Genomic DNA, 19980 nt, shown 5'->3' with positions numbered 1-19980 from the left:
TACGGGCGGCGACAGCGAGAGCCGAGGCACCTGCGCTGACGTTGCGGGTCACCCGGCCAGGACCGTCCCGGTCCCGCTTCCGCCCCCCCGTCCTGGATCGGCCGGCCCCGGCACCAGTCGCGCCGGCCGTGCCGGGGGCGGGCCCAGTCCGGATGGAAGCCGCACTCCGAGCCGTCGAACAAGCACGCGGCTACCTTCAGGCGCGCCACCCGGTTCGGCCGGCCGACGCGCCTGCCGCTACGCGGACGGCGACAGCGCGAGGCCGAGTCGCTCCGCCAGCTCGTGAGCTCCGACGCCGTACGTTTCCCGGACGCGTACGCCGTCGGGGCCGACGTCGAAGACGCCGTGGTCCGTGTAGACGCGGCTGACGCAGCCGACGCCGGTGAGCGGGTAGGTGCACCGCGGCACCAGCTTCGGCTCGCCGGAGCGGGTGAAGAGCGTCATCATCACGTAGACGTCCTTGGCGCCGATGGCGAGGTCCATGGCGCCGCCGACTGCGGGGATGTCATCGGGCTTGCCGGTGGTCCAGTTGGCCAGGTCGCCGTCGAAGGCGACCTGGTAGGCCCCGAGGACGCACACGTCGAGGTGGCCGCCGCGCATCATCGCGAAGGAGTCGGCGTGGTGGAAGTACGCCGCGCCCGGCAGCTCGGTCACCGGGACCTTGCCGGCGTTGGTCAGGTCGGGGTCGACCGCGTCGCCCTCGGCTTTCGGACCCATGTTGAGCATGCCGTTCTCGGTGTGCAGCACCACCCCGGAGCCGGCCGGCAGATGATCGGCGATCTTGGTGGGCTGTCCGATACCGAGGTTGACGAAGGCCCCGGCCGGGATGTCGCGTGCGATGACGGCGGCCAGCTCCCCCATCGAGAGCTGGTGGTCGGCGCTCCTCGGCGCCTCGGCGTACATCCGGGCGGTCGGCGTGGTGGTCATCGTGCCCCCTGGACGGTGTAGCGACGGGCCGCCACCTGGACGATCCGGTCGACGTAGATGGACGGGGTGACGACGGCCTCGGGGTCGAGCGTCCCGGGCTCGACGACCTCGTCGACCTGGACGATGGTCGTCGTCGCGGCCGTGGCCATAACCGGTCCGAAGTTGCGGGCCGTCTTCCGGTAGACGAGGTTGCCCAGCGTGTCCGCGACATGCGCGCCGATCAGCGCGTAGTCGCCCTTGATGGGGTACTCCAGCAGGTACTTCCGGCCGTCGATCTCCCGCTCCTCCTTGCCCTCGGCCAGCGGTGTGCCGACGGCGGTCGGGCAGTAGAACGCGCCGATGCCGGCACCGGCCGCGCGCATCCGCTCGGCGAGGTTGCCCTGCGGCACCACCTCCAGCTCGATCTTCCCCTCGCGGTAGAGGCCGTCGAAGACCCAGGAGTCGGCCTGGCGCGGAAAGGAACAGAGCACCTTGCGCACCCGGCCGGCGGCCAGCAGCGCGGCCAGTCCGACCTCGCCGTTGCCGGCGTTGTTGGACACGATCGTGAGGTCCTTCGCCCCCTGCCGGATGAGCGCGTCGATCAGATCGAACGGCATCCCGGCCAGGCCGAAGCCCCCGACGAGGACGGTCGCCCCGTCCTCGATCCCGGCGACCGCCGCGTCGGCGCTCTCGGCTATCTCCGCCCGGCTCACTTGCCCGCCTCCGTGACGCCGCAGTTCTCGAGTACGACGGCCAGCCCCTGGCCGACCCCGATGCAGATCGCGGCGACGCCGTAGCGCTGCTTCGTGACGCGCAGCACCTTGGCCAGCGTGGCGAGGACCCGACCGCCCGAGGCGCCCAGCGGGTGACCGATCGCGATGGCGCCGCCCTTCTGGTTGACGATGGCGGGGTCGATCTTCCACGCGTCGAGGCAGGCGAGCGACTGTACGGCGAAGGCCTCGTTGAGTTCGACCGCGCCCACCTGGTCCCAGCCGATCCCGGCCCGCGCGAGCGCGCGGTTCGCGGCCTCGACCGGGGCGTAGCCGAAGGCCTGCGGCTCCAGCGCCATCACTCCGCGGCCGGCGATACGGGCGATCGGGTCGGCCCCGATCGTGGCCGCGGCCTTCTCGCTGCCCAGCAGCACCGCGGAGGCACCGTCGTTGAGCGGACTGGCGTTGCCCGCGGTGATGGTGCCGCCCTGCTCCGGTGTACGGAAGACCGGCTTGAGCCCGGCCAGCACCTCTGGCGTGGACCCGGCCCTGATGCCCTCGTCGCGGGTCAGGTCGACACCTTCGACCGGCACCACCAGGCCGTCGTAGAAGCCCGACTCCCACGCCAGGTCCGCGAGTTGGTGCGAGCGGGCGGCGAACTCGTCCTGCCGCTCGCGGGAGATGCCGAAACGCTCCCGGAGCCGCTCGTTGGCCTCGCCGAGGCTGACCGTCCACTCCTTCGGCATCCGCGGGTTGACCAGCCGCCAGCCGAGCGTGGTCGAGACCGCGGTGACGTCGCCGACCGGAAACGGTTTCGCCGACTTGGGCAGTACCCACGGCGCACGTGTCATCGACTCCACGCCGCCGGTCAGCACCACCTCGGCGTCGCCGCACTCGATCGTCCGGCTGGCCGTCATCGCCGCGTCGAGGCTCGAACCGCACAGCCGGTTGACCGTGGTGCCGGGCACGCTCACCGGAAGCCCGGCGAGCAGCGCGGCCATGCGGCCGACGTTGCGGTTCTCCTCGCCTGCGCCGTTGGCGTTGCCCCACACCACGTCGTCGATCGCGGCGGGGTCGAGACCCGGCACATCGGCGAGCGTCGAGGTGATCGCGGCGGCGGCCAGGTCGTCGGGGCGGACACCGGCCAACGCTCCGTTGAAGCGGCCGAACGGCGTCCGCGTCGCGGCGTACAGATAAGCACTCATGACACCGACGGTAGCCGTGGCGCGCGATATTCTGAAGTACACATATCCAAGCTCATTGATATCGTTGGCATATGGATCTGCGTCATCTTCGGTACTTCGTGGCGGTGGCCGAGGAGCGTCACTTCGGTCGCGCCGCAGAGCGGCTCCACATGGCCCAGCCGCCGCTCTCCCAGCAGATCCGCCAGCTGGAGGGCGAGCTCGGCGTCGAGCTGCTCCACCGCACCACACGCCGCGTCGACCTCACCGAGGCCGGCCGGGCCTACCTCGAACGGGCGCGCGCGATCCTCGCCGGCGTCGAGGAGGCCGCCCATCACGCCCGGCTCGTCGCCGCCGGTTCGGTGGGCCACCTCGCGATCGGGTGCGTGGGCTCGGCGACGTACAGCCTCCTGCCCGCGCTCTCCCGGCGGCTCGCGGAGGAGCTTCCGGGCGTGGAGTTCTCCTTCCGCGGCGAGATGCTCGCGCCCGGTCAGGTCGAGGCGCTGCGCACGGGCGCGATCGACGTCGCGCTGCTGCGCCCTCCGGCGGCCGACCTGTCCCTCACCGTGCACACGCTGCGCCGGGACCGGCTCGTGGTCGCCGTACCGGTCGACCACCCCCTCGCCCGGCGGTCACGACTGCGCGTCACGGACCTCGCCGGTGCCGACCTGATCGTGCACTCCGCCGACCGCCGGTCGGTGATGTACGACGTCGTGCTGGGCCTCCTGCGCGACGCCGGAGTGGAGCCGCACATCCGCCACGAGGTCGGCGAGACCTCGACGCTGGTCACGCTCGTGGCGGGCGGCCTCGGCGTCGCGGTCGTCCCCGAGCCCGTGACCGCGCTGGCCCTCGACGGCGTCACCTACCTGCCGCTGACCGGGGCCAAGGCCCGCATCGAGCTGGCCGTCGCCCACCGCGCCGACCGCTCCGAGCCGCACCTGGCGCGCACCGTGGGGATCATCCAGGCGATGTTCTGAGGCATCCCCCGAAGCCGGACGAAGCCGTCCCCGCTCCGTGCGACAACCCGGCCCGGGGGCCTGCGCGAACGCGTGCCCGAGCGACTTGAAGGACAGCACTCGAAGGCACGCCGACCTGTACGGGCGTCACCGCCCGCTCCGTGCGGACGACAAGAGGCGGTTCAGTGTTCGGTCTTCTGCAGAGCGGGCTCCGGCATCCGGTCCACAGCCTCGGGGTCCGTGTCGCCGCTCCGGTGTTTTGCCCGCTGGATCTGTTCGTAGACGTGGGCGCGCAGTTCGGCGAAGCGGGGGCTGGAGCGGGTGTGCAACTGGTCGCGCTCGTCGGGGAGGTCGATGGTGAGGTCCTCCTGCACGATCGTCGGCGACTTGGACAGGATGACGGTGCGCTGGCCGAGGTAGACGGCTTCGTCGATGTCGTGGGTGACGAACAGGACGGTGACGCCGAGGTCCCGCCACAACTGCCGGATGAGGTCCTCGAGTTCGGCACGTGTCTGGGCGTCGACGGCCGCGAAGGGCTCGTCCATGAGCAGGACCTTCGGTTCGAAGGCGACGGCGCGGGCGATGGCGACGCGCTGCTGCATACCGCCCGACAGCTGCCAGGGGTAGGCCTGGTGGGCGTCGGCCAGTCCCACGACTTCGAGTGCGTGGTCCACCAGTTCCCGTGTCCGCTCCTTGCCGAGCTTCTTGCGGCGCAGGGGCAGGGCGACGTTGTCGCGGACGTTCATCCAGGCGAACAGGGAGCGGCCGTACTCCTGGAAGACGACCGCCATCCCGGGCGGGGGGCCGTCGACCGCGCGTCCGTCCAGGAGTACTTCGCCGTCGGTGGGGGCGAGGAGTCCCGCCATGCATTTCAGCAGGGTGGTCTTGCCGCATCCCGACGGCCCGACCAGGCAGACGAGTTCACCGGCACCGATATGGAACGTCAGGTTCCGCAGGGCTTCGACGTTGCGGTTCCGTCCGGTGTAGATCTTCTGCAGGTTGCGTACGTCGAGCATCGACGGCTCCGTTTCAGGGGTTGCGCTGGGCACGGCGCAGGCCGTGGTACCAGGCCAGGACCCGGTTCTCGGCGAACCGGAAGAGCAGGGAGAGGAGGAAGCCGAGGATGCCGAGGAGCAGGACGCCGCTCCACATCTCAGGGATGGCGAACGAGCGCTGGAACTGCACGATCGTGAAGCCCAGGCCGTTGCTGGCGGCGAACATCTCGCTGATGACCATGAGGATGATGCCGATCGACAGGGCCTGGCGCATGCCCGTGACGATCTGCGGGCTCGCCGCGCGCAGCACCAGATGCCGCAGCCGGGCGGCGCCGGTGATGCCGTAGGACCGACAGGTGTCGCTGAGCACCTCGTCCACGGCGCGGACGCCTTCCACGGTGTTGAGCAGGATCGGCCACACACAGCCACTGACGATGACGATGACCTTCATGGTGTCGCCGATGCCCGCGAACAGCATGATCACCGGTACGAGGACGGGCGGCGGGATGGCCCGGAAGAGTTCCAGGACCGGTTCCAGGACGTCCCGTACGACGCGGCGCATCCCGACCAGCAGGCCGAGCCCCACGCCGACCACCACGGCGAGGAGATAGCCGGCCGTGAGGCGCAGGAGACTCGGGACGACGTCGGACAGCAGACGTTCCCCCGTCCAGACCTTCCCGAAGGCTCCGAGGATGGCGGACAGCGGGGGCACGTAGAAGTCGGTGCTGTCCGCGGTGGCGAACCACCACACGGCGAAGAGGACCACGGGCAGGCCCAGGAGAAGCAGGGCGCGTCGCAGGACGGTGAGGACGGTCATACGGCCACCTCTGTGCGTACGGACTGGTGCCAGTGCAGTGCCCGCCGCTCGACCGCTCGCGCCACCAGGTTGACGGCGACGCCGAGCAGCCCCGTGACCAGGACCAGGGCGTAGACCTGCGGTACGGCTCCGGACGTCTGGGCGACGGCGATCTCCTGGCCGAGTCCGGGTGCGCCGATGACGAGTTCGGCGGTCACGGCGAGGATGAGGGCGACGGTGGCGGCCAGCCGTACGCCCGTCATCACGTACGGCAGCGCGGTGGGCCACATGACGTGGCGCAGCCGTCCCCAGGTGCCGAGCCGATAGCTGCGGGCGGTGTCGTCCGCGACCGGGTCGACGTCCTGGATGCCGGCCAGGACCTGGACGATCACCTGCCAGAAGGAGGCGTACACCACGAGCAGCAGCTTGGACCTGAGGTCGGTGCCGTAGAGCAGGACGGCGACGGGGATCAGGGCGACGGACGGGATGGGGCGCAGGAACTCGATGGTGGAGGCGGTGACCGCGCGCAGGACGGGTATCGAGCCGATGACCAGTCCGGCCGCCACGCCCGCCACGACGGAGATGGCCAGGCCCAGGCCCCAGCCGGTGAGGGTGTCGCCGAGCGCGGTCCAGAACGTCTGCTCGGCGAGCAGGTGCCACAGTGCGCCGACGGTCTCCGAGGCCGGGGGCAGATAGTCGGCCGACACCAGACCGGTGTGCGGCAGCACTTCGAGCACCACGACGAGTCCGGCGATTCCGGCCAGGCCGCGCAGCGGGGCGACGGCCCGTTCCGGGAGCCGCCGGGCGGGGGCTCCGCCGGGACCGGTGCCGGTCCCGGCGGAGCCCGCCGCGTCCGTGGTGACGGCGGCGCGGGTCATGAGAACAGGGCGTTCAGGTCGGGCTTCTTGCCGTCGAAGAGGCCGTCCTCCTCACCGAGGGAGGCGAGCTTCTCCAGCGAGGCCATGTCGACCTCCGCCGGCCAGCTGGGCAGCGTGAGCTTGTTCAGGACATCGCCGCCGATCTTCGTGTAGGTGGTGAGGATCTGGCGTGCCTCGTCCGGGTGGTCGGAGGCGTACTGGAGCGACTCGCTCATGGCCGCGGCGAACTTCTTGACCAGGTCCGGCTTCTGCTTCACGAGCTGGGTGGAGGTGAAGTACGTCGCCACGGTGAGTTGCGGGTCCGTCTCGGCGAACGGAGAGGCCACGACGCGGGCGCCCTGTGCCTTGGCGATCGTCATCGCGGGATCGCCCATCCAGGCGGCGTCCACCCGCCCGCCGTCCAGCGCGGCCGGCATCTGATCGAACGGCATCTCGACGAACGTGACCTTCTCCGGGTCGCCGCCGGCCTTGCGGACCGACTCGCGCACCGTGGTGGATCCGATGTTCTGCAGGGTGTTGACGGCGACCGTGTGCCCGGCGAGGTCCTTGGCCGACTTGATCGAGCTGTCCTTCTTGACGGCCACACCGGTGACGTCTCCGCCGACCTTGCCGTTGGAGGCCGCACCGTTGACCACGGACTTGATCGGTACGCCCTTGACCTGGGCGATCATCAGCGACGTGGTGTTGCTGAACCCGAACTGGAACTGGTCGCTCACCACACCGGGGATGATCGCCGCGCCGCCCTGGGCACTCACCATCTCCAGTTCGATGCCCCGGCTGCTGAAGAACCCCTTCTTCTGGCCCAGATAGAGCGGCGCCAGATCGATGATGGGGATGATGCCGACCTTGACCTGCGTGGTCTTGTCGCCGCCCGAGGACGACGAACCACTGTCTGCCGGGTCCGACGACCCGCATCCGGCCGCGCCGACGACCGTGATCACTACTGCGGCAAGCCCGAAAATGCGCCTCTGCATGGGCCTCTCCTGACGGAAGCAACGCTGGATGGGTGAACGCCCCGAGATGACGGAACGAGTCGCGCGGACCTGCGACCCGAATGTTGTGCACTTTCTTGACGGCCGCAATGTACACACCTATGTTCGCGCTGTCAGCACTCAGGACAAGAGAGGCCCCGACAACTTCGACGAGCGCGGCCACCGCCAACGAGGCACATCGAAAAAGGGAGTTCCGTCCGTGCAGCCCCGCATGAGAATCCGTGGCCCCGTCGGGCCGACGTCCCGGTGACCTCGCCCGAGCCCCCTGACGTCGGGGACCTGCGGGGCGGCCGTACCCTTTCCGACGTGCACGACGAGAACACCCAGGCCGCGGAGGAGACCCCCGCCGGACCGCAGCCGCGCCCCCAGTCACTCATGTTCGCCCTCTTCGGCAGCTACGTCCTGGAGGAGGGGCTCGGTCATGTGTACTCGGGCAGCATCATCGATGTGCTCGCCCGTGCCGGAGTCGGGGAACACGCCGTCAGGTCCACCCTCACCCGCATGGTCAACCGGGGTCTGCTGCAGCGCCGGCGCCAGGGACGCAGGATGTACTTCGGCCTGACCGCCCAGACGGAACAGATCCTCTGGGACGGCCGGCGACGCCTCTGGCAGACCGGCGCCGTCAACGAGGAGTGGGACGGCACCTGGACACTGCTCGGCTTCTCACTGCCCGAGTCCTGGCAGCGCCAGCGGCACGATCTGCGCTCCCGGCTCACCTGGTCGGGCTTCGGCGCCCTGTACAGCGGCCTGTGGATCGCCCCCGGGGACGTCGACGTCTCCACGCTCGTCTCCGAGCTCGGCCTCGCGGCCCACGTCAAGATCTTCCATGCCTCGGCCGACGACGCCACCGACATCGGCCTGATGATCCGTGACACCTGGGACCTGGGCAGCATCGGCGCCCGCTACGCCGACTTCGACAGACGCTGGTCCACCTGGCCCGGCACCGGTTCCGACGACCCGCTCGGTGTCCGGCTGCGCGTGATCAGCGAATGGCTGGACACCATCCGCACGGACCCACGGCTCCCCGCCGGCCATCTGCCCCCGGACTGGCCGGCCCGCTCGGCCCAGGAGACCTTCCACCGCATCGCGCGGCAGACCGAGGCTCCCGCCCGCCGGATGGCCGCCGAACTCCTGGAGACCACACCGGTACAGGTGTCCTGACGCCGGCTCCGACGTACGGGAACCGCCCCGGGGCGGGATCAGGCGCCGACGGTCCGGCCGTCAGGGTCGATCCGCGTCCAGGGGAAGCCGTAGGAGCTGCCTTCGATGGAGAAGTGCACCGCCTGCGAGGGTGGCCTGCCCGCCCGCATCACCGACAAGGCGGGGACCATACCCGGCGCGGGCGGCACCGAGGACCAGCCGGTCGGCGCCTCGGCAGGCACGAGCTTCCGGTCACGTCTGCCGCAACGGCTCGTACAGTTCCGCGCCTATTCCGAACGTCCAGGCCACTCCCTCACGGGCCGTACGGGTCGTCGGCGGCACCCTCAGCCAGTAGGTGCGGCTCGTACCGTCCGGTTCCGGCGTGGAGTTGACGACCTCGACCATGACCACGTCCTCGTCACCGACCAGTTCGACGCGCCACAGCACCCCCGTCTCGTCGCGGTGGACGGGTTTCGCGCCGGACTCGTCCAGGTAGCGGTCGTAGCCGTAGTACTCCAGCATCACCCGGCGGAGTTCGGCGTTCTCCTCGCCGCGGATCCGCTCCGGGGTCAGCGCGGTCAGCTCGTCCAGGAAGTCCCGTGGCACGGGCATGCCGCGCCAGGCGTACAGCTCGAATCCGTCCGCGTAACCGAGCGCCGGGCCGTCGCCACGGTCCAGGCGGCCCGCTTCGTCGCGGTGCAGGGTCAGAGGGCGTTCGCTGACGATCGCCGTCCTCTCGTAGGGCCACCACCAGCCCGCCTCGCCCGCCACCTTGGCAAGGCCCGCCAAGGGGCTGTCGTCGCCGGACTCGAACGCGCACAGCCAGGCCGCGTCGTGCTGTCCCAGTGCGGCGTCCAGAAGCAGCAGGCGGACCTGCGCCTCCTCCTGCCGGTCGGCGGCGAGTTCCTCGACTGTTCCCGCCCGCACCCGGTCGACCAGGGTGCGGGTCGCCTCCCACAGGCTCGCTCCCGTGGTCCGCCAGTGCCCGCTCCACCGCTCCGGCCCCAACTCCGCGTGCAGCCTGGCCCGTTCGGCGGCCCAGGGCGCGCCCAGCACCGCGTCGCGGACACCGGCGCCGAGAGGGCCGAGCGCCGAACCGTCCGGGTGCGTGGCCGTCATGAGCATGCGTACCGCCTCGCGGGGCGAGCGCGCCCACAGGATCCGGTCGGGTTCCGGCAGTCCCGCACGCCGGTAGGCGAGTCGGACGCCCTCCTCGGCCACCGCCCGGTCACCCGGTCCCGTCGCCGCTGCCGCCGCCCGCCAACTGCCCTGATCCTTCAACGCCGTTCCTCTCCCAGTTGCTGTGCCGGACCGCATCCCCGTGCCGCCCGGTTCTTCGCTTCCCCCGCCTGCCCGGTGCTGTCAGTCGGCGACGACGCGCACCGAACCCGGGATGTACTCCCGCTGCCGGATCACCCGGTACCAGCCCTTCGGGAGCGAGATCGCCGCGTGCTCCTCGTGCACGACCCGCGCACCCTCGGGCACGTGCAGCAGCATCGGCCCGAACACACCGGCCTCCCGGATCAGGCGTCCCGGACCGGCCACCGCATGGGCGTGCCCGGTGACTTCACCGAGGGCCAGGACGAGTCTGCCGCGGCCGTCACGCGGTTCGGACGTCGCGTCGACCGCGTACTCCGGCACCGCGCCCTCGGCCAGCGCCACGATCAGAACGTCACCTTGCCGGTACATGGGTCTCCCTCCCGATGCGGCACGACGTGTGCCATGGGAACGACCGTAGAGGCGGGCACTGACAATCGGGCCTCACAGCCGAACCGGGCCGGGCGTGGCGTCCGGTCGGCCGCGGCTCGCCGAAGGGCCGCCGGGCCGTGCGGGGGCCCCTGTTCGCGGCGTTGTCAGTGGGGCTTGGTAGAACTCCTTTACCTGGATGCGATCGGCACGCGCCAGGACCAGCACCACGACAGCCGATCCACCGGTCTCAGCATCAGGGAGCAGGCACGCATGACCATCGGTAGCCACCTCGGGGAATTCCACGGCCTGCCGGCCTTCACCTTTCCCGACGCCGGTGACACACCGGCGGACGTGTCCGCCCTTCCGTCGCCCGATTCCGTCGCATGGCGCATCGCCGTCGACTCCTACGACGCTAAGGAGGAGTGGGAGCAGGCCTTCGCCCGCTTCCTGGAGGCGGTCGACACCCGGCAGGTCCGCGCCCTGATCGTCGGCGCCTGGAGCAACGTGTACGACAGCGGCCCCGACGCCGTGATCGGGGCTCTGGTGGCGGCTCGTGGCCAACTGCCCGCCCTGCGCGGCCTGTTCCTGGGCGACATCGTGATGGAGGAGAGCGAGATCTCCTGGATCACCCAGGGTGACGTCACTCCCCTCCTGGATGCCTTTCCCGACCTGGAGGAGTTCGGAGTCCGCGGGGGCAACGAACTGGTCTTCCCCGCGGTCCGTCACGAGCGGCTGCGCAGTCTGACCGTGGAGACCGGTGGCATGCCCGTCGAGGTGGTGCGCGGCATCGCGGGCAGCGATCTGCCCGCCCTCGTCGAACTCGACCTGTGGCTGGGCACGTCCGAGTACGGCGGTGATGCCGACGTGGCCGACCTGGAGCCCTTCTTCGCGGGCACCAGGCTGCCGAACCTCACGCGGCTCGCCCTGTGCAACAGCGAGATCCAGGACGCCATCTGTACGGCACTCGCGTCCGCGCCGGTGGTGGCACGGCTGGAGGTGCTGGACGTCTCGATGGGCGTGCTCACCGACGAGGGTGCGACGGCGCTGCTGACCGGTCAGCCGCTGACGCATCTGAAGAAGCTCGACCTGCACCACAACTACCTCAGTGAAGCGCTGCGTACCCGGCTGCTGGAGACGCTGGAGCCCGCCGGTGTGGAGGTCGACGCCGATCCCGAAGACGCCGACTCCGACGAGGACGGGGACGGCGAGGTCTGGCGTTTCGTCTCGGTGGGCGAGTAGCACACCGGCCGTCGGGGCCAGGGAAGCAAGGCACACAGGGGGATGGGGAGCGGCATGCGGTACACGGAGGCGGGGAGCGCCTCGCCGAGGTGGGCGGTGGTCGCCAACGGGGACAACCGTCGGGTGAGCCTGTTCGCCGCGGCCACCGGGGCCGCCGGTCACGGCACGCCTCGCGTGGTCGAGTGGCGGGACGTGCTGCGCGAAGGCGGACACGACTTCGCCGACGACGAGCTCGTCCGCCTCGACTCTCCCGGGGAGAGCGCCGAGGTGGACGCCCTGTTGCGCGGGGTGGACGATCCGACGCGGGTCGAGGGGTCCGCGCGCTGGTACGGGCGGTTGCTGGAGTGCGTGGCCTCCTTGCGGGGTGGGCGACGGCTCGACGACCCGGTGGATCTGGCCGTGATGTTCGACAAACGGCTGTGTCATGACCGGCTCGTCCGGGCGGGCGTGCCGGTACCGCAGTCCCCCACCTCCGGCGGTGCGGCGCCGGTGCGGGACTGGGCGGACGTACGGCGAATCATGGAGGAGGCGGGTCTGCGGCGCGTCTTCGTCAAGCTCGCGCACGGTTCCTCCGCCTCCGGTGTCCTGGCGATCGAGACGACCGCGTCGGGGCGCTTCCGCGCGACCACGTCCGTGGAGCGGACCGAGGAGGGCCGGCTCCACAACTCCCTGCGCCTGCGCCGCTACACCGAGGAGCGGGAGATCGCCGCGATCGTCGACACGCTCGCACCGGACGGACTGCACATCGAACGGTGGCTGCCCAAGGCGTCGCTCGGCGGACGGTCGGCGGATCTGCGCATCGTGGTCGTGGGTGGCAGGGCCACCCACGCCGTGGTCCGCACGAGCCGTTCCCCGCTGACGAATCTGCATCTGGGCGGCGCGCGCGGCGACCTGGCGGCCGTCCGGGTGCTGGCCGGTGACCGGTGGGCCGCGGCCCTCGACACCAGCGAGCGGGCCGCGGCCTGCTTCCCCGGCACCCTGTGTGTCGGTGTCGATCTGCTGCCGGCCGTCGGCTGGCGGCGCTTCGCCGTCGGGGAGGTCAACGCGTTCGGTGACCTGCTCCCCCGCCTCACCGGTCTCCCTGACAGCGGGGCGGAGGGCCTGGACACGTACGCCGCCCAGGTCGCCGCGGCCGTCTCCTTCTCCCCCGGCCGCCTGCCGGGGACACCGGGGCCAGCCGCGGAACCACCCGCACCACCCGTACGACCGCACGAGCTGCCGAGGACCACACATGCCACCGTCTGAGCCCCTTCCCGCCCCGGCCGCCGGGCCGGACATGAACCAGGTGGTGGGCCACGACGACCTGCTGCTGCTCACCCTGGACACCCTCCGCCACGACGTGGCCGTCGAACTCGCCGCCGCCGGACGGCTCCCCAACCTGACCGCGCACCTGCCGGGCGGCACCTGGGAGAAGCGGCACGCGCCCGGGAGTTTCACCTACGCCTCCCACCAGGCGATGTTCGCGGGCTTCCTGCCCACACCGGCCACGCCCGGACCGCATCCGCGACTGTTCGCGGCCCGGTTCGCGGGCAGCGAGACGACGGCGGACGGCACGTACGTCTTCGACGCCCCGGACCTCGTGTCCGGCCTGGCCGCGCACGGCTACCGCACGGTGTGCATCGGTGGCGTCGGCTTCTTCAACAAGCAGGGCGCCCTGGGCGACGTCCTGCCCGGCTTCTTCCAGGAGAGCCACTGGGAGCCGGAGTTCTCCGTGGCCTCCCCGACCTCCTTCGAGGCGCAGGTGGCACGCGCCGAGCAGACGGTGGCCGAACTGCCGCCCGAGCAGCGGCTGTTCCTCTTCCTCAACGCCTCCGCACTGCACCAGCCGAACTGGTTCCACCTCCCCGGCGCGACCCGCGAGGCGGGCGACAGCCGGCTCACGCATGCCGCCGCGCTGGAGTACATCGACCGTCATGTCGGGCGGCTGTTCGCGGCGATGAGTTCGCGCCGCCGCTGCTTCGCCATCGTCTGCTCCGACCACGGCACCGCCTACGGGGACGACGGGTACACCGGTCACCGCCTCGGTCACGAGTCCGTGTGGACCGTGCCCTACGGCCACTTCTTCCTGGAGCCGTCCGTATGAGCACGAACGTCACCTCCGCGGACACCTCCGTCCACCCGCCGCGGCCGTACCAGAGCTATACGTACGCGTACCCGCACAAGACCGCCTACCGGGAGCTCGCCTCCGAGTCCCGCCCCGCGCCCAGGCTCGCGGACCTGTGGGCCGGCGAGTCCCGGCAGGCGCTGTCGCTGTATCTGCACATCCCGTTCTGCGAGGTCCGCTGCGGCTTCTGCAACCTGTTCACCCGCATCGGCGCGCCGGACGGGCTGACGGGCCGCTACCTGGACGCCCTGCAACGCCAGGCCGCCGCCGTCCGTGAGGCCCTGGGCGACGCGCGGCCCCCGCGGTTCGCCAACGCCGCGTTCGGCGGCGGCACTCCGACCTTTCTGGAGGCCGCGGAGCTGGAGCGGCTGTGCGACATCGCCGAGCGGGAGATGGGCGTGGATCTGCGGGCCGTCCCGCTGTCCGTGGAGGCGTCGCCGTCCACGGCCACGGCGGACCGGCTGGCCGTGCTGGCGGAGCGGGGCGCGACCCGCCTGAGCCTCGGCGTGCAGAGCTTCGTCGAGGAGGAGGCGCGGGCCGCCGTACGCCCACAGCACAGGTCCGACGTCGAAGCGGCGCTGACCCGTATCCGCGAGGCCGCCGTGCCCGTCCTCAACATCGACCTGATCTACGGCATCGACGGCCAGACGGCGGCCAGTTGGCGCTACTCCCTCGACGCGGCCCTCGCCTGGCGTCCCGAGGAGATCTATCTGTACCCCCTCTACATCCGCCCCCTCACCGGTCTCGGCCGCCACACCGACCCGCAGGCGGCGGACCGGGACTGGGACGGGCAGCGGCTGCGCCGCTATCGGGAGGGCCGCGACCATCTGCTCTCCCACGGCTACGAGCAGGTGTCGATGCGCATGTTCCGGCGCTCGGACGCACCGCCGCAGGGACCGGACGACTACGCCTGCCAGACCGACGGCATGATCGGTCTGGGCTGCGGTGCCCGCTCGTACACCTCCCGGCTGCACTACTCCTTCGACTACGCCGTGTCGATGCGGGAGATACGCGGCATCATCGACGACTACACCACCACCGAGGACTTCTCCCACGCGCTGCACGGGCGCTGGGTCGACGAGGACGAGGCACGGCGCCGGCATCTGCTGCAGTCCCTGCTCCAGGCCGAGGGCCTGCCCGTCGCGGAATACCGACTGCGGTTCGCTTCGGACCCGTACGAGGACTTTCCCGTCGAGCTGGACCTCCTCGCCGCCCGTGGCTGGCTCGACAGCGACCGGGCGGACCGGCTGCGCCTGTCCGCCGAGGGGCTGGCCCACTCGGACGCCATCGGCCCCGACTTCTTCTCACCGGCGGTGCGCGACGCCATGGCCGCCTACGAGACGAAGTGAGAGGCGCCCGGTGGATCTGACACTGCTGTACCGCGGGCCGCTCTCCTCCTGCGACTACGACTGCCCGTACTGCCCGTTCGCGAAGCGCCGCGACACCGCGGAGCAGTTGCGCGCCGACCGCTCGGCACTGGAGCGGTTCACGGCGTGGGCGTGCGCGCAGCGGGAGGACGGGCTGTCGGTGCTCTTCACCCCGTGGGGCGAGGGACTGGTCCGCTCCTGGTACCGGCGCGCGCTCGTGGAACTCTCGCACCGGCCGCACATACGCCGGGTCGCCATCCAGACCAACCTGAGCTGCCGGACCGACTGGCTCGCGGACGCGGACCGCGACACCGTCGCCCTGTGGTGCACCTACCATCCCGGGCAGACACCCTACGAACGGTTCCTGGCCAAGACGTACGAGCTGTCCGCCCTCGGGATCCGTTTCAGCGTCGGCATCGTCGGCGTACCGGACCATCTGGAGCACGCGCGACGGCTGCGCGCGGAGCTGCCGGAGCACGTCTATCTGTGGGTGAACGCCGCCGAAGGGCACACCTACACCGACGAGCAGGCCGGCCGGTGGACCGAACTCGACCCGCTCTTCCCCCTCAGCCGCCACCCGCACCGCTCGGCGGGCCTGCCGTGCCGCACCGGCGAGTCGGTGCTCTCGGTGGACGGTGACGGCACGGTGCGCCGCTGTCATTTCGTCCGCGCGGAACTGGGAAATCTGTACGACGGCTCCTACCGCGCCGCGCTGCGCCCGCGGGCCTGCCCCTCGGCGGTGTGCGACTGCCACATCGGATACGTGCACCTGGAGACGCTGCCGTTGTACGACGTGTTCGCGGGCGGCGTCCTGGAGCGGATTCCGCAGGTCCTCCCTGACCGGCCGCTCCTGCCACTGGTCCCGAACGCACGAGGTGGCGTCGGCGCTGCTGCCGTGACAGGGTCGCCTGATTCGTGAACGTGCTGTTGGTGAGAGGAAGTTCGTGGACACCCAGACCTGGGACGCACTGGCCGCATCGATGAGGAACGCGTACACCGCGGGCCTGGGCGAGGGGGCGGTGCCCCGTCCGGTCATCATGCCGCTGGTCCGCGGTGAACTGGTCGGCCTGATCTGGCTGCGTCCCGTCGAGACCGGCAAGGACGCGCTCACCGGCATCGCCCAACTGTCGAACATCGCCGCGGCGGCCGGCGCCGACGAGGTCGTCCTCGCCTGGGAGACCCAGGACGTCGCCGCCGCCTGCGAGTTGCCGGTCACCGAACCGGCGCCGTGCCTGAACCTGGTACACGCCACGAAGGACGGCCACACCCTGCACCGGTTCCCCTACGCCGAGCGGGCCCCCGAGGGCCGAGCCACGATCGAGCCACAGTGGCTCCCCGTGCCCGAACCCCAGCCGGACGGCGAACTGCTCCCCCCGGTCCGGGCCGCGGTCGACTACTCCTTCGTCCCGCTCGACATCGACCACCCCTCCCCCTTCGGGGTCACCGTCGTCCTGATGGAGGAGGACGGTTACCACGTGCGCCTGACCGAGGCGTTCGCCCTCTGACGACGGTCAGCAGCCCCCACCCGCAAGTCATCGGGGAACACGGCGGCCTTCGCCCGCAAGCCGTGCCCCCGAGCCCTCGCACCCGCTGGGGCCGGACCGCGACGGCTGCCACCACCGCCATCGCCTCGCACACCAGGCGCTGCGGCTCGCTGTCTTCGTGGCCGCGCAGGTCGCCGCCGCCAGAGGCGCCTGAGGCTCGGCCGCCAGGGCAGCGGGAAGCCCACCCGCCTTCAAGAACGGGAGGGTTCCCCCTCGCTGACCCAGGCGTCAGCGGCCCTTGCGGACCCGGGCCGCGGCTCGGGCCTCCGCGGTCTTGCGGGCCTCGGCCGCCTTGCGGGACTCCTTGGCGGGGCGGCCCGGGCGGGTGCCGATGCCGCGGAAGGGAGCGTTGCCGGTGGTGGTCTTCGTCTCGGTCGGCGGGCGCTTCGCGCCGGTGATGGCGGTCAGCTTCTCCTCACCGGAGCGCACCTGTGCGACCGTCGGGCGGATCCCGGCGTCGGACATCATCCGGTTCACGTCGCGCCGCTGGTTGGGGGTGACCAGGGTGACCACCTTCCCCGACTCCCCCGCACGCGCCGTGCGCCCGCCACGGTGCAGATAGTCCTTGGCGTCGGCCGGCGGGTCGACGTTGACGACGAGGTCGAGGGCGTCGATGTGAATGCCCCGCGCGGCGACGTTGGTGGCCACCAGCACGGTGATCTCACCGTCCTTGAACTGGCCGAGCGTGTGCGTGCGCTGGGGCTGCGACTTCCCGCTGTGCAGGGCGCCCGCCCTTACCCCGCTGGCCCGCAGGTGACGGGTGAACTGGTCCACGCCGGTCTTGGTGTCCAGGAACATCAGTACCCGGCCGTCCCGTGCGGCGATCTCGGTAGCGGTCGCGTACTTGTCGGCGGCGTGGATGTTCAGGACATGGTGTTCCATCGTGGTGACCGAGCCCGCCGCCCGGTCGACCGTGGCGAGCACCGGGTCGTGCAGGTGGTCGCGTACCAGCTGGTCGACGTTGCGGTCGAGGGTGGCCGAGAACAGCAGCCGCTGTCCGTCGGAGGGGACCTGGTACATGAGGTCCGACACCTGGGGCAGGAACCCCAGGTCGCACATCTGGTCCGCCTCGTCCAGCACCGTGATCCGCACGTGGTTGAGGACGCAGTCCCGGCGCGACACCAGGTCGGTCAGGCGTCCCGGGGTCGCGATCACCACCTCGGCGCCGGTCCGCAGCTCCGCCTGCTGCCGGTTGATCGACAGCCCGCCGACCACCGTCGCCAGTCGTACGTTCAGTGTCCGCGCGTAGGGCGCCAGCGCGTCGCCCACCTGCTGCGCGAGTTCCCGGGTCGGCACCAGCACCAGCGCGAGCGGGCGCTTGGACTCCGCACGCCGGCCCGCCGTACGGACGAGCAGCGCGAGCCCGAAGGCGAGCGTCTTGCCGGAGCCGGTTCGCGCGCGGCCCAGGACATCACGGCCGGCCAGCGCGTTGGGCAACGTCGCCGCCTGGATCGGGAAGGGCTCCGTGACCCCGAGACCCGCCATCGTCTCCATGAGCACCGGCGGCAGCCCGAGCGCGTCGAAGGACGCGGCCGGCGGCAGCCCCGGGGACACCGTCTTCGGGGTGGAGAGCTCACCCTGCGACAGAGCAGCCTGCTGGGGCTTGCCCGCACGGGAGTGTCCGGGGCCCGACGGTCTGGCGTTCATGAGGAACCTTCCTGGTCTGACGCCTGGAACGCCCCGGGGCCCGTACCCCTTGGTACGGGCCCCGGTGGTGTCGAAGCGTGGGCCCCATTTTATCAGCGGTGGCCCCCGCAGCGGTCGGCGTCCCTCGCACCGCCCCCGGGCCTGCCAGGTCCTGCCGTCACCTTCCCGTCGTCCGCCCGGAGGGCGGGCCTGCCCGGCGCCTGGTGCGTGCTCTCGGTTTGCCGGGCGGAAGTCCTCGTACTGGACGTACTTGGGCTTTCGTCCGGTGCGGCGAGTGGGGGTCCCCCCGGCCGGAGGCTGAGGGAGCGTGCCAGGCGTCGCCCGACAGGCGGGAATGTGACGACAGGCCCTAGGAACCGTCGGCGCGGACCGCGTACACGTAGCGCTTCTTGGCGTACTCGCTCACGTTCCAGATCACATGTTCGCCGTACTTCCAGCCGGTCGCGTCCTTGCTGTGGAAGCTGAGGTCCTCGCAACCGACGGCCAGGCTGGTGACGGTGCCCGCGGTCGAGGCGCTGGAGGCGAAGGTGCGCAGGGCACCCTTGCCGGACGGGCCGTCACTCACCGCCAGATAGTGCCTGGACCCGCGGGAGACGACACCCTGGATCTTCTTCTGCCTGACGGAGACGGCCTCGGTCGGGGTGAGCGACGCCAGGTACCGGCCTGCCTCGTCGAGGGGCCAGCGGACGATCTTGGGGACCGCGGTGCTGGGCCTGCCCGTGCCGATGAATCCGTCCTCCGCGTAGGAGACCGTGCCGGCCGGTGAGTACTCGCTGATCACCAGGCTGTCCGGGTTGGTGGCCCGGTCGAGCCCGATCGACGAGTAGCGCAGGTACTTGGCCGCGTTGTCGTAGGCGTGGCTCTGCGGCAGGACGTACCGATAGCCGTAGCCGTGGTACTGGCCGTCGGTGTGCAGGCCGCACACGTCCTTCTGTGTGGTGGCGACCTTGAAGAGGGTGCGCAGGTCGAAGATCCGCAGCCCCTTGTAGGTGTCGACGACATAGAGGAGGTCGCCGTACCACATGATCCCGCCGGCGTGCTTGCGCACCGGCCGGAAGGACGGGGCACCGGTGCCGGTTCTCACGGGTTCGACCAGCAGGACGTGCCGGTACGTGGGCGCGGCGGCGTTGTTGTGGTTGACGAACGTCAGCCGCATACCTTTGTCGAGCGGGTGGTCGACGACCTGGTCCCCGTTGGGGTGGGCCTCGAAGTACCAGGAGACCAGGACGGCCTTGTCGGTGCCGCCGTAGTACCCACTGCTGTAGGCGTCGGCGCTGGTGGTGACACCCTGCGGAATCCAGTGGGGGACCGTCTGGTCCGCGCTGTCCCAGGCGAAGCCCGTCTGGAAGGCCCTGGCCGTGCTGGGGGCGCCCGTGAGGCGCTTCGCCCTGCGGTCGGCATCGGCGAGGACTGCGCGCGCGTTCACCTTGGTCAGCCGGGCCGCGAGGCCCGCGTTGAGATCGGCGAACCTGCCGTAGCTGTTGGAGGCCCGTGCCCTGAGCCGGAACTGACTGCTTCCGATGGTCGACGCGTGGGCCTCGGAAGGGGAGAGCACGGTCCCGGCAGCACCCACGAACGGTGCCGCCGCCATGCCCTTGATGATCGATCTGCGCGCCATGGTCATGACGGGCAAAGCTATGCGAACTCATCTGGGGCGTCCAACTGGTTGATTCCGACGGCATGTTGAGAAACCGTCAGTATGGCGATACGCGAAGTGCACCTCGTCCTACGGGTGTTCGCGAGGGGGCGACGGAGTCACCGGGATTCAGCTGCGTGGGTGCTGAATGCGTTCGCGTTCCTCTATTGGACCTCAGGGCGTCGGCGGGCAAGGCTGGA

Annotated in this window: 20 protein-coding genes; 8 read left to right on the top strand and 12 right to left on the bottom strand. The window is 70.9% G+C overall.

The window, feature by feature from the left end; genetic code table 11:
- Positions 1-237 precede the first annotated feature (237 nt).
- The 3 genes from IEY89_RS33450 to IEY89_RS33440 are packed head-to-tail and all read right to left on the bottom strand — an operon-like array spanning position 238 to position 2821.
- Positions 238-927, bottom strand: coding sequence for a 3-oxoacid CoA-transferase subunit B (locus tag IEY89_RS33450; RefSeq protein WP_189151286.1), 690 nt, complete (start codon positions 925-927; stop codon positions 238-240).
- The gene (locus tag IEY89_RS33445) at positions 924-1619 is read right to left on the bottom strand and encodes a 3-oxoacid CoA-transferase subunit A (protein ID WP_189151285.1); all 696 of its coding nucleotides are present in this window, start codon (positions 1617-1619) and stop codon (positions 924-926) included. The genes IEY89_RS33450 and IEY89_RS33445 overlap by 4 nt, the downstream gene beginning before the upstream one ends.
- Positions 1616-2821 (bottom strand): thiolase family protein, encoded by a 1206-nt coding sequence (locus tag IEY89_RS33440; RefSeq protein ID WP_189151284.1) that lies wholly within the window; start codon positions 2819-2821, stop codon positions 1616-1618. Before IEY89_RS33440 ends, IEY89_RS33445 begins: the two co-directional genes overlap by 4 nt.
- Before the next feature lie 71 nt (positions 2822-2892).
- Between IEY89_RS33440 and IEY89_RS33435 the strand changes: the two genes are divergently transcribed.
- On the top strand, positions 2893-3774 hold the full coding sequence (locus IEY89_RS33435; RefSeq protein ID WP_189151283.1) for a LysR substrate-binding domain-containing protein: 882 nt from the start codon (positions 2893-2895) through the stop codon (positions 3772-3774).
- A 161-nt stretch (positions 3775-3935) separates the two neighbouring features.
- Here IEY89_RS33435 and IEY89_RS33430 read toward each other — a convergent pair whose 3' ends face one another.
- The 4 genes from IEY89_RS33430 to IEY89_RS33415 are packed head-to-tail and all read right to left on the bottom strand — an operon-like array spanning position 3936 to position 7396.
- Positions 3936-4769: an ABC transporter ATP-binding protein gene (locus IEY89_RS33430; RefSeq protein ID WP_189151282.1), complete on the bottom strand. Its 834-nt coding sequence runs from the start codon at positions 4767-4769 to the stop codon at positions 3936-3938.
- A gap of 13 nt (positions 4770-4782) precedes the next feature.
- The gene (locus IEY89_RS33425; protein WP_189151281.1) at positions 4783-5565 is read right to left on the bottom strand and encodes an ABC transporter permease; all 783 of its coding nucleotides are present in this window, start codon (positions 5563-5565) and stop codon (positions 4783-4785) included.
- Positions 5562-6422, bottom strand: coding sequence for an ABC transporter permease (locus IEY89_RS33420; protein ID WP_229695549.1), 861 nt, complete (start codon positions 6420-6422; stop codon positions 5562-5564). The genes IEY89_RS33425 and IEY89_RS33420 overlap by 4 nt, the downstream gene beginning before the upstream one ends.
- Positions 6419-7396 carry an ABC transporter substrate-binding protein gene (locus IEY89_RS33415; protein WP_189151280.1) on the bottom strand — a complete coding sequence of 326 codons (978 nt, stop codon included), beginning with the start codon at positions 7394-7396 and terminating at the stop codon, positions 6419-6421. Before IEY89_RS33415 ends, IEY89_RS33420 begins: the two co-directional genes overlap by 4 nt.
- Positions 7397-7789: 393 nt before the next feature.
- Here IEY89_RS33415 and IEY89_RS33410 point away from each other — a divergent pair, with 393 nt between their 5' ends.
- On the top strand, positions 7790-8575 hold the full coding sequence (locus IEY89_RS33410; protein WP_189151305.1) for a PaaX family transcriptional regulator: 786 nt from the start codon (positions 7790-7792) through the stop codon (positions 8573-8575).
- 38 nt (positions 8576-8613) lie between these two features.
- Here IEY89_RS33410 and IEY89_RS33405 read toward each other — a convergent pair whose 3' ends face one another.
- From IEY89_RS33405 to IEY89_RS33395, 3 genes are read right to left on the bottom strand one after another with little or no spacing between them, the layout of a single operon-like run.
- Entirely contained in the window at positions 8614-8796 is a 183-nt protein-coding gene (locus IEY89_RS33405) for a hypothetical protein (RefSeq protein WP_189151279.1), read from the bottom strand.
- Positions 8797-8806: 10 nt separating this feature from the next.
- Complete coding sequence (locus tag IEY89_RS33400; RefSeq protein WP_373287325.1) at positions 8807-9871, bottom strand: DUF6745 domain-containing protein; 1065 nt, start codon at positions 9869-9871, stop codon at positions 8807-8809.
- 45 nt (positions 9872-9916) lie between these two features.
- Positions 9917-10243, bottom strand: a complete 327-nt coding sequence (locus tag IEY89_RS33395) for a DUF8820 family protein (RefSeq protein WP_189151277.1) — start codon at positions 10241-10243, stop codon at positions 9917-9919.
- Positions 10244-10513: 270 nt separating this feature from the next.
- Here IEY89_RS33395 and IEY89_RS33390 point away from each other — a divergent pair, with 270 nt between their 5' ends.
- From IEY89_RS33390 to IEY89_RS33365, 6 genes are read left to right on the top strand one after another with little or no spacing between them, the layout of a single operon-like run.
- Positions 10514-11482 (top strand): STM4015 family protein, encoded by a 969-nt coding sequence (locus IEY89_RS33390; protein ID WP_189151276.1) that lies wholly within the window; start codon positions 10514-10516, stop codon positions 11480-11482.
- A gap of 54 nt (positions 11483-11536) precedes the next feature.
- Positions 11537-12727, top strand: coding sequence for an STM4014 family protein (locus IEY89_RS33385; protein ID WP_189151275.1), 1191 nt, complete (start codon positions 11537-11539; stop codon positions 12725-12727).
- Positions 12728-12758: 31 nt separating this feature from the next.
- Positions 12759-13565: an STM4013/SEN3800 family hydrolase gene (locus IEY89_RS33380; RefSeq protein ID WP_189151304.1), complete on the top strand. Its 807-nt coding sequence runs from the start codon at positions 12759-12761 to the stop codon at positions 13563-13565.
- Positions 13562-14935 (top strand): STM4012 family radical SAM protein, encoded by a 1374-nt coding sequence (locus tag IEY89_RS33375; protein WP_189151274.1) that lies wholly within the window; start codon positions 13562-13564, stop codon positions 14933-14935. Before IEY89_RS33380 ends, IEY89_RS33375 begins: the two co-directional genes overlap by 4 nt.
- 10 nt (positions 14936-14945) lie before the next feature.
- Complete coding sequence (locus IEY89_RS33370) at positions 14946-15872, top strand: STM4011 family radical SAM protein (protein ID WP_189151273.1); 927 nt, start codon at positions 14946-14948, stop codon at positions 15870-15872.
- Between the two features lie 25 nt (positions 15873-15897).
- Positions 15898-16458: a hypothetical protein gene (locus IEY89_RS33365; RefSeq protein ID WP_189151272.1), complete on the top strand. Its 561-nt coding sequence runs from the start codon at positions 15898-15900 to the stop codon at positions 16456-16458.
- 267 nt (positions 16459-16725) lie between these two features.
- On the opposite strand, the gene IEY89_RS33360 is transcribed toward IEY89_RS33365, so the two are convergent.
- Both IEY89_RS33360 and IEY89_RS33355 read right to left on the bottom strand, forming a co-directional pair.
- Entirely contained in the window at positions 16726-18144 is a 1419-nt protein-coding gene (locus IEY89_RS33360; RefSeq protein ID WP_229695548.1) for a DEAD/DEAH box helicase, read from the bottom strand.
- Between the two features lie 349 nt (positions 18145-18493).
- Positions 18494-19768, bottom strand: a complete 1275-nt coding sequence (locus IEY89_RS33355; RefSeq protein WP_189151271.1) for a hypothetical protein — start codon at positions 19766-19768, stop codon at positions 18494-18496.
- Between the last annotated feature and the right edge of the window lie 212 nt (positions 19769-19980).

Origin of the sequence: Streptomyces lacrimifluminis, assembly GCF_014646095.1 — a bacterium.
Taxonomy (GTDB): Bacteria; Actinomycetota; Actinomycetes; order Streptomycetales; family Streptomycetaceae; genus Streptomyces; species Streptomyces lacrimifluminis.
Note: the sequence above shows the minus strand (reverse complement) of the source record. Positions and strands in the feature narration are given on the sequence as shown.